This window comes from Streptococcus pluranimalium, assembly GCF_002953735.1.
Taxonomy (GTDB): domain Bacteria; phylum Bacillota; class Bacilli; order Lactobacillales; family Streptococcaceae; genus Streptococcus; species Streptococcus pluranimalium.
In genome coordinates, this window is record NZ_CP025536.1 from 1,667,982 (window position 1) to 1,683,271 (window position 15,290).

Consider the following 15,290-nt stretch of genomic DNA (forward strand, 5'->3'; position numbering starts at 1 on the left):
TCACATTATATCAGAAATAGGATTTTTTGCAACAAATTATACACTTTGTTATACAACTTTTTATTTATCTTCTTACATCACATCATCCACAAAGAAGAGATCGTCGTCCTCTTCCTCATCAAAAACTTCTGCAATGACAGCATAGGTTAAATCGGCTGGAGAAGCGAATTGAGCCTGAGCTAAAGGTTTAGAGGGTTGCTGCCTCGTTGCTAATTGAGGGACTTCTCCGTTGCTTCTCATACGGTCTGTTAAAGCCTGTCGCCAATCAATAATCTTATTGAAGGTACTTTGTGCCCCTACGGCTATATCCTGAAGATCAAGCTCTCTGTGCTCACTTTCGACTGGAATATCAGCCAATGTCATAGAGTGATCAAACTCTTCTTGAAGGAACATATAGCGATATGGGAAAGCTGTCTTCTCATGGAGGAAAATTGGATCTGTCGTAACCTTACGTCCCGCATTGTCTCGACCTTTGACACCACGAAGAATAACCGCTTCTCCTTCTTGAAGTTTAGCCAACTGGGTAGGGGTCAGTAGTTCCTGTTTGGGATTTTCGATAGACACATTCGGATTCGCTTCATCTAAAATATTGCTGGATCGTCTGCGACGTGTAATGGTACGTGATCCTAAATCCTTACTGAAGCGACTATTGGTTTTATCAGAAGTAGATTTCACGTAGATTTTAAGCGAACAGTTGTCTTGAATAGTCGCTGCGACATTCTCGCCGTATTTATCAACTAACTGTTCCAGGTTTTGAATCCAGAGATAGTAAAGAATGTTTTGGCCAAGACCAATTGAAATCTTAGTATCCATATGAGGAATAGCTGGAATATTGGTAAACTCATCTAGGATATGAAGAATTCGATTAACACACTTCCGACCATTTGACAGGGCCAGCTCATAGTTGGCGTTAAACAGTTGATCCAAAAACAGAGAAACAATGCTGTTATACTCGGTCCTATTTGGTGGTGTTACTAGGTAAATCACCTTAGGATTATCCGAGTAAATCAAGTCAATATCTTCTTCTTGGAGAAGGGTATTTTCTTGTTTGTTCAGGACAGTAACCTTGATGCAGTCCAAAACTGGCTTTCTCGTATACTCATCAAGTTTGATAATTTTACCACGTTTCTGATAAACTTTCTCAGCTGAGAATTGGAAGACATTACTACGGATTGCTGCATCACCATTGTTTTCATGATCAAAGTCAATGGTTACCAAGAACTGATCAGGAAGTTTGGGGTCAATCACATAGGTAAGATAGCCTTCTCCATCAATAAGAGCTGTTGCTGCGTTTACGTGAGTAACTTGTCTGGTTGTTTTACCCCAAACTGATTGACTGGTAATCGTGACCTTAGCGGTCTTATGAGCGTATTCGTTGCGCATAGCTACATTAGAACTGGAGCGGAATTTAACAGACAGACGACGTGGGAAACCAACTGATTCTAGATCAATCGAATTCTTAGATGTGAGTTTTGCAATGTTATCTTGCAAGAATAGGTTAATACCAGACATCATGCTGGAGAAGACGTTTCCTTTAGTTTCTTCTGAAGCAAAGTCAGATGACCTGAAGTTAAGGTCGGCCATATCTCGAAACTTAGAAAACTGCTCTTGATTAATTTTACGCAAATTATCAAAGTAAACTGTGATTTTCGATTTCTTCTTAACTTGCTGATCTCGATCTGGATTCTCAATGATTTCTCCAAAGTCATTAACAAAGACTTCTTCAGAACCCAAATCGGTTAAGAATTTGGCAATGTTACGGACTGTAACAGTATCCCAGGCATCCGTTTCACCATTCTTGAATGTTTCATTAGCTCGGTCAATCAGAGCCATTGCAATCGCATTAAAGAGGGAAATAGAGGTATCTTCCCAGTATTTAGCATTGCCGTTGCCAACACCTGGTTTCGTTTTACGATAAATCGCTTCAGCAACCGCATTGACCCGTGTCTGTGTCATTTCATAGTACCCCTTCTTAGCTGCTGCTATTGCAAGTGCTAGAGGGTTATAGGACATGGACCAGTCCATATTTTGGAAAGATAGGACATTAACATCATAGCCACGTCTGCGCATAGTTTTATAGGAAGACTGATAATGCTCTCCCTTGGGATCGGCAAGAACCATAGATGGTTGAATTTCAGCACGACTATTGATATCCATAGTCGTTGTAATATGACCTTCACCCTTACCAGAGCGTGTCATACCAATACCAAGCATATTAGTAGTGCTGTCATCGATGTAATAATCACCTGAAGCTCTCGCATAAATCCCTAGTATCCTTTCAGCATTCGTCATATATCGGCTAAAAGTACGGTTTTGCCAAAGCATCTGTGACCCGAGAGTCAAACCTGTGAGACTCCTTCTTGTCTCATGGAGAACAGGAACACCACCTTCACCTGAATAAGTTTCTGTCTTGTTAGGAACTTTCTTATATTGCTGATGAATTTCTTTGACTCTCGCAAAGCGATCATCCCCTTCCTCATTATGGTTGTAATCACGGTACTGTTCAAAGTTCACCCAAGCAGAACGCCAGGCAATGACTAAACCAATAAGGAAGATTGGTAATGCTAGGATTGGTGCTATAAAAAATACTCTAGCATTAAATAAATTCTGAATCAGCAAGCTGTCAACGTTAAAGGTAACTACTTGGCTACTATCTCTTAACGTCATGAGCGAAAAATACAGAAATCGAATGGCTGCTCTTAGCACAGTTACCAGATAGCTTGTCAGAATCAAAGCAATAAAGCTGAATCCCAAACCCATGATTACAAAACTACGATAGTTTTTGAAGTAGAGCAAAGGCTTCATTTCCTTGTCGAATCGCTTCCTGTCTTGCTTCACAAAAGGTAATTTATAAATAAGTCTAAAGAGAAGGTTGCCAATTAGCAAGAACAAAAATGAAGGAATAGCTGTCGAAAGTCGCTTCATAAGATTCCAAAACTGTTTACTCTTACCTTTCCTAGCTGACTTCCAGTCAATTTCATGACGATACTTCCAGAAATGACTTAGTTCATTTCCTTTATTTACTATACATTCTCTATCATCTATCAAACCTCTTATCAACTGGATAAAATCCCTAAGCGGTTCCCTCACAACTTTTATTCCCTGGTAAGCAAGATATCCTACAAGACTCACTAAGAGAAAAGCATTGAATTGATTGACTTTAGCTAATTGAATAAGCGTGTAATAAATGGCTTCTATCCAACTAAACATAGCGCTCACCTCTGATATCTTCTAAAAAACGCTTGGTTTTCTCCCCATAAAAACTTGAAAAGAGAAAAATTTTAAATTGTAACCGAGGCGAAGCAAGTTGGTAGCGTTCCAGATAGGAACTGACCCCTTGTTCAATCCCTAGTTTAACTGTACATCGATGGCAGCTTCTACTTTGCTTTAGATAGTTTTCTATCTGAAGAGAATCAGCCATCAATTCATCTAAATGATTATCTAGTTGTTTTCTTGCCATAAGCAATTATCCTTTCTTTTTTGATTATGAATACACTTTTAGTGTAAGAGATAATGAGAATTCGTGTGTTAAGGGTCAATTCAAAGAACCGCACCAAAAGTTATATATCTTTTTATCTCTTATTTCGAAGTCATCACCATCTTATTTATAAGTAGTTCCAGTTCAAGTAAAAAGCAGCACTTGATTTTTAATATCTCGTACTGCTTTTATTTTATTGTAACTTCCAATCTCAAATTAATTTTAGAATGGCTCATCTGCATCTACTGGTTCTGGATAAGAAGAAGTTGGTGATGGAACTGACTGTGAACTGTTAAAGTTATTTTGCTTACGTCTCTGGGCCGCTTCTTTACTTTCTAAAAACGTGATACCATCATGTTGACTTGGTGCAATGTATTGATAACTACGACGTTGCCCTTGATCATTCGTATAAGTTCGTTGAACAATCTCTCCCTTTACAATAATAGGGGAACCTTTTGACAGACTTTGTGCCATAATCTCAGCTTGCTTCCCGTACACTTGAACATGGAAAAAACTAGTTAATGGCTTGTCATCATTCCCCTTTAAACTCGAATCACAGGCGAAGTCAAACTTAAAACTGACATGTCCATTAGCTGTTCTACCAACTGCATCAACTGGAATATCTGATACACGTCCATTAGCAATAAATTCTTGCATGTTTTTCCTCCTTTGTGAAAGCAGTTACCTACTCAACCTAACAACCGAGAGACTGAGAGAGAGATTATTGTAAAACGTGTTTAGGAGACATCTCTCAGTTGCTAGACTGAGCAGGCAAAGCCTGCTTTTTCAGTTGCTTAAGCCTTTTAGCTTAGTTTTCTTCTTTTTTCTTACGAAGACCAAGTCCAGCCAAGCCAAGTGTCATCACACCAAGCGCAGTCGCTAAGAGTGAAGAGCTAGTTGCTTCCCCTGTTTGAGGAAGAGTCGCAACGCTTGCACCTTGAACTGGTGTCTGTGGTGTTGGTGTGTTTGGTTTTGATGGTTTTGGATCTTCTGGCGTATGAGTGACCACTCGGTTTGATTTAACTGGGTTGCCATTGACATACAAGGTGTAGTCATTGTAAACATCACCAGCTTTGATACGTTTCACAACGATAAAAGCATCTGCGCCAAATTCACTCGAACGAGCGACCTGTTCAAGGAAATCTTTCTTGAAGGCTAACTCATAACGACCTGTTTCTTTGTTATAGACTGTTTCAGTATACTTAGCTAAATCAGTACCCTTTTTGATTACTGAGCCATCTGCTAAGGTAATATCAACCTTAGCAATGACACTATCTTTTAAGTAAAGATCGTGGCTATGTTGCAATTGATCCACAAACTTGTACTCAAAGAGGCCATAAGAGCGACCTGTTGGCACAACCCAACCTTCTAGTTCGTAAGTGACTTCATCACCAACTTTAATCGTACCATTATTGATCGATTTTCCGCCTTGCTTATCTAGCACGTCTTTGTGGACTTCAGGTTTTGGCAGATGGTTAACGACGAGATTACCTAGATAGCCATTACCAAAATCAATTTGAGCCACACCATTGACAATATCACCTTCTGTAAAGCTTTGGTTGACTTTAAAGGATAGGTTATAGGTGATATCTAAGCCTTTTTGCACGTAAGCTGTAAAGAAGCTTTCTGGATCTTTAGCAACCCACATGTAAAATTCGCCGACTGGAGACAAACCACTATTGTTTAGAATAGCTTGTAGTTTCTCATCTAGGGCTTCTTTAGAAAGCACATGGTGCATCTCAAGGAGTTGTGACACATCATCACCGTTTTCGGCTGTGATACTGTTAACGACCATTGATTTGCCATCAAGGGCTTCATCTTTATAATCATCAATAAAGATAAAGTTTTTAAGGATATCCTCGGCTGATGCTGTCATACCCTTATATTGACTAAAATCATGTTTAGCCACATAATTTAACTCGCTATTAGGCAACACTGATAAACCATTAATAGAATTGCCATCACTATCGATAACATCTTTTGACGGATTGGCAACTGGAACTGTGACAGGGTGTACCGCTACGCTTACAGATACTTTTTCAGGGACTGGTACATGTGGTTTAACCGTTGGTGTTTTTGGTGTAAACACTTCAGGAGTGAAGGTCAATACCTCAGGCGTCACATACTTAGGTGCTTCTGGTCGAGCTGGCACTGGTTTTTCAGCTTCTGGTCGAGCTGGCGTATACGTTGGCTCTTCTGGTTTTTCTGGGAGAGCTAACGCCTTATAAGTCAAGGTCGCATAAAGACTAGAAGGTGCTTCATAAACCCAGTTAGGTACCGTTTTTAGGAACATGACTTCAGCAGAAGTTTGACCGTCTGAAAGAATAATTTCTTTGTTTAGGGCAAAACTCTTATTGATGTTTTGAACACCGATAGATGATAAACCATCAAAATTACGAGTATAGAGGGTATTACCTGCTAAATCTTTGTAAGAAGCAGAAATATTACGGTTAACAGCTGTTGTCTTTCGTGTTAAATCTAACTGCCAAGTGTTTAATTGGACTCCAGTAATGGTCACAATCACTTTTTGAGTCGCTTCGTCAAAGCGTTTGGTAAAGATCAACTTCCCTGTTACCTTGGTATTGGCAAAGACACCATCTGTATCTGATTGCGGCTCTGTTAGCACAAAGGTACCATCATTATTAACTGTAACAACATCCGTTGTTCTTTGACCATACGAATTGAGGACTTCTGATTTACCGTAGCCCTTGAAGGTCACTTGATTACCTGCAAGGGTTTGACGATCCGCAAGTACTTTTTCATAGGCTTTTAACTTCGTCTCATAGTCTGCTTTGAGTTGCGCATTCCGTGCTTCCGCATCAGATTGAGCTTGAGTATTACGATCTGCCACTGCTTTATTGTGAGCTTCGACAGATTCAATCTCAGCTAATTTTTTCTCATAGTCCGCTTTAAGTTGGGCATTTGTTTTGTCCGCTTCCTGTTTAGCTGATTGGTTAGCTTGATCAACCTTGGCTTTTTTTTCGGCATTTTTAGCATCTACCGCAGCTTGTCCTGCTTTGTTTTCAGCTTCAACACGTTCTTTTTCAGCTTGATTCTGGGCATCAATTTGGGCATTTTGAGCCGTTGCCTCTTTAATCGCTTGTGTATTAGCGTTGACTTGTTCAGTCGCTTCTTTAACAGCTTGTGTTTGCTGGTCTAAATCAGCTTGAGCGCTTGCTTCATTGGTGTGCGAAACTGTTGGCTCGGTTGTTACCGTAACACCTGCCGCTTCTGCTTCAGTCACAGCCTTATTAAGTTCTGGTGAAGTCACCGCCTGCGGTTGATTAGTCGTTGGCTCCGTTAACGTCGTCACAACTGTCGCTTCTGCTTCAGCTGGTGCAACCACTTCGTCCGCTGAGGCTTGGCTTGCGCCTCCAAATGCCAAAGCACCTGCTAAGGCAATACCACATACCAAACCGTATGCTTTTGATTTACGAAAAAATCCGTGTCCTTGTGTGTGTGAGTTCATCTCAATCTCCTTTAAAAAATATTACTTTAAACCTTTTTATGACGTGCTTAGGTCAGTTGATTACTAAATAAATTAAGCCTTACGTTTCAAACCAACTAGTCCTAATAAACTGATAAGACTAAAACCTGCAATTCCCAAAGCAGAACTTTGCTCTCCTGTTTCAGGAAGAGCGTCGTCAGAATGGTTTACTAGAGGACGATTGGCCGTCGCTGTGCTTGCTAGGCTACGTGCTTCTGTAGAAGGCTTCACCTGATGGGATGGAGTTCCATTGATAATACCAGTTACTTTTCCTGTTTCATCCACAACTGGCACCATCTGACCACCATCTGAAACAACTTTCTGATAGTCAGTCTTTAATTGGGTGTAATGGTCTTTGGCTAGACTAGCTTGATAAGCACTTAATACGGTCATGTAATGCGTTTGTGCTTCAGAGGCTAATGTCTTAAAGGTTTCTAGCTGTGATTGAGCTTGTTTTAATACCTCTGTTTTCTGAGCTAAATCTGTTTTAGCAGCCATTAAGACTTCTTGAGCTTTAGCTAATCGTGCTGGAGCATCTTCCAATCCTGCTAGTCTTGTTTCTTGTTGTGTCAAAGCTTGTTTGGCTGTTTCTAGCGTCTCTTTAGCTTTTAAGACAGCTTCTTCCGCTGCTGTTGCCGTAGCTTTTAACGTTTCCAATTTAGCTTGACTAGCAACTAAGACTTCCTTAGCCTCGCTTAAAGTTGTTTCTTTGAGCGATAGAGCCGTTTGGGCTTCTTTAAGGTTTGTTTCTTTTTGTGCTAATTCTTGACTTGCTAAACGGACGGCTTCTTGAGCTTTAACCACATTAGCTTCAGCCTGACTTAAATCAGCTGTTGCTTGATTAAGCGCCTCCTGCGCTCCTGGTACTCGTAGCGCTGTCGATTGTAGCTTGGTTAAGGTTGCTTTAGCGTCTGCTAGTTGACGACTAGCCGTTTGAACAGCTGATGATGCTTTCACTTTTTGAGCCTCTAGCTCTGCCATTTTTTGAGTGATAATCTTGAAGAACGGTGCCCCTAAAGCACGATCATCTTTATCTTGACTTTGTTCTGCCCAAAGACTCGCTACAGGATACCAACCAATATTAGCTCTGTTATAAGGATCATATACATAAGTATTACCGTTAGAGTAACCTCTTAGAACGACTTCATGACTATAGCCTGGACCCCAAGGGGAGAACTTGTTATTTTGTACAGCTCCCATCACATGATGTCCTGCCTGAAGAGCTTCTATAATGGCAGATTGACTAGCTAACTGAGTCGGCACAAAACCAAAGTGTTTTGTAGCAGCGACAATCCCGTGAGCACTTGTACCTGAGAAGGTCTTATTAAAATAGTTAGTATTGTTATACAAATAGTCAGCAATTTGCGTTGGGGTAATCCCTCGTCTCGCTAATTCTGTAAAGACCATGGCAAGCGACGCTGGAACACAACCTGTCGCTGCAAAACTGCCATTACCATAATAAGATGCCCAAATAGCGTCACGTTGATTGTAGTAAGCATGATCTTGTAAGCTGGTTGATACTTGTTCGTTAGCCATTTCAGTGACCACTTGTTTTAACAAGGTATCCGTTTCTGTTTTGGCTAATGTTTTTTGATCAAGGTCTGCTTGTGCTTCTTGACGTTTAGCCAAAAGAGCTTCATCAGCTGTCTTTGCCTCTTCTAGTTGCTCTTGTGCTTCCTTGACCTGATTGTTTTTTTTGGTAAGGTCTGCTTGAGCAGCCGTCAAGTCTGTTTGAGCTGAGGTCTCATCAATCGCTTGGTTAGCGACCTCAACAGCTTCTTGAGCATCGTTAACCTCTTTTTGGGCATTAGCGACAGTGGTTTGATTGTTAGTGACAATCGTTTCTTGAGAAGCAACCGCTTCTTGAGCCGTGGTAGCTGTAGCTTGTGTCTCTTCTAGCTGTTTTTGAGCAGTTGCTAGGTTCTGAGTAGCTTCAGCAACGGCTTCTTTTGCCTGCGTAATCGTTTCAGGATTGGCTTGATTAGCTAGTTCTTGCGTTTCACTAACAGCAGTCGTGGCATTCCCAAGAGCTAATTGTGCCTGGTCTTTAGCGTTTTGAGCGTCTTTAACGACTGTCTCTTGATGATTCACACTCTCCTGGGCTTGATCAAAAGTAGCTTTCGCTTCAGCAACTGCTTCTTGTGATACCTCCGCTTGTGGCTGGGTTTCAAGGCTAGTGACATCAGTTGTAGGTGTCGGTGTCACCTCATCTGCCTGAGCAATTCCTGCCGTTGCAACAGATACCGTTGCAACAGCTAAACCTGCCATCACTTTTTTATGGGTCATAAGGTCTCCTTTTAACTTTTAAATGAATTAGTTAAGCCGTTTTATGACGTGCCCAGGTCAGTTAATAAGCATTAATCGTTTTAGTTGTTTTGGACTTTTTTCTGTTTCCAGACAAGTGCGCCTGTCAGTGCCATTAGAGTTCCTAAGAGCGATAAGCCAAGTGTCTTAGCGTCTCCTGTGTGCGGTAGTGTCACTTTTGAGCCGTCCTTTTTTGTGACCGTGATGGTCTTGTCCTCATTGGTTTTAGCACCAATAGTTTCTGGGGCAACTTCTGAGCCATCAGACAAGATAACCTTACCTGCCTTAGTACTTACGATTGAGACACCCGCAGCTGTTTCAACGGGAGCTTCAGAGCTAACGGTAGAGACTACTTGACCAGTTGATGGAGACACTTGTCCTTCTGTGGGCTGTGCTGGCTGAGAAACTTCAGGTTTTGAGACAGGTTTCTCAGTAGCTGGTTCCGTATCTTGCTTTTCTTCCGTTTTTGGTGCTTCTGGTGTCACCTCAGGTTGGCTTGACTCCTCTGTAGTAGGAGTTGTCGTTGGATCCGTTGGTGCAGGGACTGGTGTTTCAGGCGTTGGTTCAACTGGAGTAGTTGTATCAACGGGTCCTTCTGTTTCAGGAGTAGGCGCTGGTTCTGCTGGAACATCAACAGGTTGATTTGGCTCTGTCGGTGTCACAACGACCGGGGCTGTCGTTGGATCCGTTGGTGTTGTAGCCTCATCAGCGCTAGCTAGTGTTGATACTGACAATAAAGCTGATGATAAGAGTAATGTTGCTAGTAATGTTTTTTTCATCATAAATAGTTTCCTTTTCTATCATTTCGTGTTGGGATATTCTGATTCTTTAGGTTCTATTGTAATCAGATATCCATACTTAGCGGATTTAGAATACCTTAATGTAAATTCCAAACGTTTTGTTAATGTTTTATTGTTCTGCATCATAGTAAGAACATATGTTGGTGTGTACTCATTTGTTTTTGAGTCATACTCCAAATCTTCTAAAATCACAGATTGCAACGTGCCTTCTTTTGGTACAGTATATTTAGCATCTCCATCAGAAAGAAAATCCCCAAGGTTTTCTTTCTTACCAGAATAATAGTTTGGTAAGAAGTAACGACTGAAAACATCTATTTGATGTTCCTCATCAGCTATTTTCTGAACACTTTTCAATTCTTGATGCAAGTAGGTAACTTGTTCATTTCTCTTAGTTAATTGATTATGTGCAATAACCGACGAGACGATTCCTCCAACAGATAAAGCTGCTATAAGTCCCATAAATATATAAATCTTCTTCTGAGAAAAGCGATTGTGAGAGTGTTGTGTCTCACTACTTGAAGATCGAGATACAGGTTGCCTATTTACTACAAAAGTATTATCTAATGTAACTTGCTCTCCTTCTTCTGGAAAAAGCGGTAACGCTGATTCCTGAATACCTAAACTTGCTTTGTATGCTGGGTAAATTTGATTAATAAAATACTCCCGCTTTTCTTGATACGTATAAGATTGAAAATCTTGACCTATCATGATAGATTGAATCAGCGGTACGAGTAAATTCTGATACTGTGGACCAATCATAAATGGACTGGCAAAAACTTCTCCTTCAGAGACAGCCTCTTTTCCTTCTAGATGGCAAATAGCTACTTTTTTAAGACTTATATGACCATAAGCCTCTCTTAACGATTGAAATAATAATTCTGCCTGATGAAAAGTTACATAAGGCAATGAATCTTCAATAGTATGTTGGAAGGTAGCTAGATACTGTTGATCTAACCCCTCTATAATCCCAAGCAGTTCACTATCGTCAGCTGGAGATTTGCTATCTTCCCACATTAATTCAAGAAATAGATCATCTGTTACCAAGCATTTATTGTTTTTCTTAAAAGGGATAAATGCCATAGCAACCACCTTAGCTTTTCACAAAGTTAAAGCCCCACTCAACAATACTTGGACCAGCAGAAACAGCAATAATTGATACTGCGATTGCTACCCAGTGTTTTTTGATTGCAGCTTTAACATCACGACCACCAAAACCGTAGATTAAACCAGTGACAACAACGGCTAATCCCAAAGTTACAATACCAATTCCTTGTACTTTAGTAATCCCTTGACCAGCTAGCGACTCCGTCTTACCGAAAGGATCATCCGCATAGGCTGTATTCGTCAGAACTCCTGATAGAAAAAGTGATAGACTAAGCAAATAGCTTTTTCCTTTAGTCTTCACCTCATTTACATAATTTGTCAATTCATTCCTCATAGAAATCCTCCTCATATTTTGTTGACATTATTAGTGTAAGAGATAATGAGAATTAGTGTGTTAAGGGAAAAAATTATTTTCAGCTGAAGAGAGACTCCGCTTCTCTCTCGCTGTCTCTCTCAACATCTAGTTGAATTTGTCTCAAATCTTTTCGATGATGGTCATCTGGAGCATCCCCTTCAACCCATAAATGTATGTTATATGATTGCTTATTTTTATCCAATGATAGACTCTTTGCTGAAATAGAAGCTAATACTTTTCGCTTAATCAACCGCTCTAATGGACGTGCACCATTTTTCACATCCGTTCCCACATCAGATAAATATTGAATCAAACTAGGTTCATAGGAAAGCGTTAAATGTTGGCGCTTCATACGATCTGCTATCTCAGATAGATTTTTTTCTGCAATTTCTTCAATCACATCACGTTCCAAAAGATTGAAAATAAGTTTGTTTTCAATTCGATTGAGAAATTCTGGGCGAAACTCATTTTGAAGCTCACTATTCATAGACTTTTCAAATTGTTGCCAATCACGTTCGGTTAGATTTTGGAAACTCCCTTTTAATTCCCATTTATTAATGATTTTTTTAGCTCCAATATTAGTCGTCATAATGACAATAGTATTTTTAAAACTAATCAAGCGACCTGAGCTATCTGTTAAGCGACCATCATCTAGCACCTGAAGAAAGAGATCCATAACCTCACTATGTGCTTTTTCAATCTCATCTAGCAACAGAACGCAATATGGTTTCTGTTTTACTCCTTCAGTCAATTGTCCCTTTGTTCTCGTCTCACGATTGCCGATTAGTTTAGTCACATCTTCCTTCTGTTTATATTCAGACATATCAAACCGTATCATAGACTCTTCATCATCAAAGAGTGCTTCTGCAATAGCTTTCGCTAGTTCTGTCTTGCCAACACCTGTCGGACCAAGAAACATAAATGATGAAATAGGTTTATTCTCATCTTGTAAACCTGCTTGAGCGATAGTTACAGCATCCACAACGGCTTCAATAGCATCTTCTTGTCCCTTGACACGATTCATCAATTTTTCCTTCAAACTGTTTAAGCGTTCCTGATCACCTTTTAGGATTGTAGTGACAGGAATACCAGTTTTATCCTTCAAAACTTGGGCAATATCTTCTTCTGTAATCCTAGTTTTCCCCTCAGCTGAAGCAATAGTAGCAGCTTCATCAATCAAATCAAAGGCTTTATCTGGTAAAAATCGGTCTGTAATGTATCGAACAGACAAACGGACAGATTGTTCTACAGCTTCAGAAGAAATAGTGATTTTATGAAATGATTCATAGATTACTTTTGCTTGATCAATGATTGATATAGCTTGTAGAATAGTTGGTTCTTCTACCATGACTCGTTGCATCCGACGTTCCAAGGCTCTATCAGTCTCTACGTAGGCATTAAACTCATCTAGAGTGGTGGCTCCAATCAGCTGAATATCACCACGTGCCAAAACAGGTTTAATCACATTTCCTGCATCGAGCGCTTGTCCGTCCTGACTACCTGCTCCTACAATCGTATGAATTTCATCTACAAAAAGAAGATTATGGCCTCGTGTAGCAACCATTTCTTCAATAATCCTCTTAAACTTGGCAATAAATCCAGCATCATCTTCACTCATCAAACTAGAGAGTTCTAAAGAACGAACCGTTAAACCTCTTAAAGCATTTGGAACTTGGTTTCGTAGAATGGCAAGTGTGAGACCTTCAACAATAGCTGTTTTACCAACGCCTGCTTCACCTACCAAGATAGGGTTATTCTTGGTTCGTCTGAGAAGAGAGATGATGACGTTATGAACTTCTTTATCTCGTCCATAGACCTGGTATTCATCTGATTTTTGAGCTACTTTAGCTGATAGATTGTCGGTGTATTGATCAAGATATGGAGTCTTCACTTCATTTTCCACTTCAATCACTCCTTTCTTTTGCAGTAGCAACCTGGTTCGCCAACTTTTCTTTTATGGCATCGACAAACTCACGTGGGTTAATCTCACCTTCACCAACTTGAGACAGAAACAACTCCCATCCTCCTGTCGTTTCAGGACTGGCAAATTCGTTATCATAAAGATAATGAATCAAGAGATAGGCTTTATTTGTTGGAAATAGTTGGCCTGTCTTTTTGTCTTTAGTCACGTAGCCTCTATCCTGGATTGTTTTTAACATAGCTGCTCTGGTTGCCTGCGTACCTAATCCATACTTTGGTAAAATGTCACTAATCAATTGACTCTCGGTAATTCTCTTAGGCGGTTTAGTCACTCCTTCAATAATGATTGTTTTGGTTTCAATCTGATCTCCTACACGATAATTAGGTAACTCTACATCTCTTTTCAGCTTTTGGTGACTATAAGCTGCCCACCCTAGATCAATCATATGACGACCTGTCGTTTTGAAAACCAATCCCTGGTTTTCTACTTCAATCGTTGTCGTTAAATAGCGACAATCTGCCGCAAACATCAGTAATGTTCTACGGACAACCGCTTCATAAATCAACCGCTCATCTGGTTTCAAAGTTACTAGATTAGGAATATTTTCAGTCGGTATAAGGGCATAGTGGCTTGTTTTTGCCACTTTTTCAGGATTAACGTAACTTTCCCTTGGTTCTAAATTTACTGCCTCAAAAGAGCAATTAACAACATCTTGATAGCTCTTCAAGTGGTGTTTCAGATAATCAAATTCCTCTTCAGTAATAAAGCGAGTATCTGTTCTAGGATAAGACAAGTATTTTTTTAGATAGAGACTTTCAATTAAACTTTCTGTTTTGGTTGGTTCAAACCCCCACTGTTTAGCAGCCAAACCCTGAATATCCGATAAATTAAACAAATGTGGTGCTACTCTTTGATTTTCCTCTGTTTCAACTGAAGAGATTGAGGAGACTGATTGAAGTTGTCTTGAAGCAGCTAAGACGATATCACTATCAAAATATTTCTCTTTATTTGAAAAAGTAATTCCTAAATCTTTATCCTCTAAACGAAGTTTCCAATAAGTTTCTGGTCTGAAGTTTTGAATAGCCAATTCATTCTCACAGATTAAACGTACTCCTGGAGTTTGAACACGCCCAACTGATAATGTATTTCCCTTTCCTTTTGGAAGTCGTCCCCTATTTTGCAATTCTAAAGTGACTAAGGGTGATAAGTTCATCCCTACTAGCCAATCTGATTGTGCACGTGCCTCAGCTTCCAGATAGTAGTTATAAGTCTCTAGCGGTTCCCTTAGATTTTGAAAGGCTTTTTGTAGTACTCTTGTTGTCAATGAATTGACCCATAAGCGTTTGGTGACTTTTTTCTTTCCATCAGGAATATGAGACAGAATTGAGTAAGCAATTCGCTCTCCTTCACGGTCTGAATCCGTACCTATAATGACTTGAACAGCTGATGTCACTTCCTGGTAAATCTGTTTGAAGATATCTTTAGAAGTTTTATCTTGTTTCAAGGTTTGCTTAAAAGAAACGTCAATCAGTGGCAACTTGGTTAAATCCCAATTATCTTCTGGTAATCCGTATTCAAATAAATGCCCTTCCGCAGCAATAATGTGAACTTCATCTGAAAAATAAGGGGTTTGTTTAACAATGTGTACTTTACCTTTTTTACTAGCCGAACCAAGGCTTTCCGCATACGCAGCAGCCTGATTTTCTTTTTCAGCCAGAATAACCGTGACCATATATATATCTCCTTTTTTCTTGATAGTTCTATCTTAAGAGATAATGTAAATTCCTGTGTTAAGGGAATAGGTGAAAATCAGAACACAAAAAGTTATATAACTTTTTGTA

At 39.8% G+C, this 15,290-nt stretch carries 10 protein-coding genes; all 10 read right to left on the reverse strand.

Annotation, left to right across the window (positions count from 1 at the left end):
- Positions 1–72: 72 nt before the first annotated feature.
- Entirely contained in the window at positions 73–3,210 is a 3,138-nt protein-coding gene (locus C0J00_RS08480) for a VirD4-like conjugal transfer protein, CD1115 family (RefSeq protein ID WP_104968451.1), read from the reverse strand.
- On the reverse strand, positions 3,203–3,460 hold the full coding sequence (locus C0J00_RS08485; RefSeq protein WP_104968452.1) for a hypothetical protein: 258 nt from the start codon (positions 3,458–3,460) through the stop codon (positions 3,203–3,205). The genes C0J00_RS08480 and C0J00_RS08485 overlap by 8 nt, the downstream gene beginning before the upstream one ends.
- Before the next feature lie 240 nt (positions 3,461–3,700).
- Positions 3,701–4,135, reverse strand: a complete 435-nt coding sequence (locus C0J00_RS08490) for a single-stranded DNA-binding protein (protein ID WP_104968453.1) — start codon at positions 4,133–4,135, stop codon at positions 3,701–3,703.
- A 151-nt stretch (positions 4,136–4,286) separates the two neighbouring features.
- A complete protein-coding gene (locus tag C0J00_RS08495; protein ID WP_104968454.1) occupies positions 4,287–6,947 on the reverse strand; it encodes an SspB-related isopeptide-forming adhesin in 2,661 nt (886 codons plus the stop codon).
- Between the two features lie 72 nt (positions 6,948–7,019).
- Entirely contained in the window at positions 7,020–9,251 is a 2,232-nt protein-coding gene (locus C0J00_RS08500; RefSeq protein ID WP_104968455.1) for a C39 family peptidase, read from the reverse strand.
- Between the two features lie 80 nt (positions 9,252–9,331).
- Positions 9,332–10,051, reverse strand: a complete 720-nt coding sequence (locus C0J00_RS08505; RefSeq protein WP_104968456.1) for an LPXTG cell wall anchor domain-containing protein — start codon at positions 10,049–10,051, stop codon at positions 9,332–9,334.
- Positions 10,052–10,069: 18 nt separating this feature from the next.
- Positions 10,070–11,149, reverse strand: coding sequence for a hypothetical protein (locus tag C0J00_RS08510; protein ID WP_104968457.1), 1,080 nt, complete (start codon positions 11,147–11,149; stop codon positions 10,070–10,072).
- Between the two features lie 10 nt (positions 11,150–11,159).
- Entirely contained in the window at positions 11,160–11,507 is a 348-nt protein-coding gene (locus tag C0J00_RS08515; protein ID WP_104968458.1) for a TrbC/VirB2 family protein, read from the reverse strand.
- Between the two features lie 79 nt (positions 11,508–11,586).
- Positions 11,587–13,431, reverse strand: a complete 1,845-nt coding sequence (locus C0J00_RS08520; RefSeq protein WP_199773964.1) for an AAA family ATPase — start codon at positions 13,429–13,431, stop codon at positions 11,587–11,589.
- Position 13,432: 1 nt separating this feature from the next.
- Positions 13,433–15,181 carry a type IA DNA topoisomerase gene (locus tag C0J00_RS08525; RefSeq protein WP_104968460.1) on the reverse strand — a complete coding sequence of 583 codons (1,749 nt, stop codon included), beginning with the start codon at positions 15,179–15,181 and terminating at the stop codon, positions 13,433–13,435.
- Positions 15,182–15,290 lie beyond the last annotated feature (109 nt).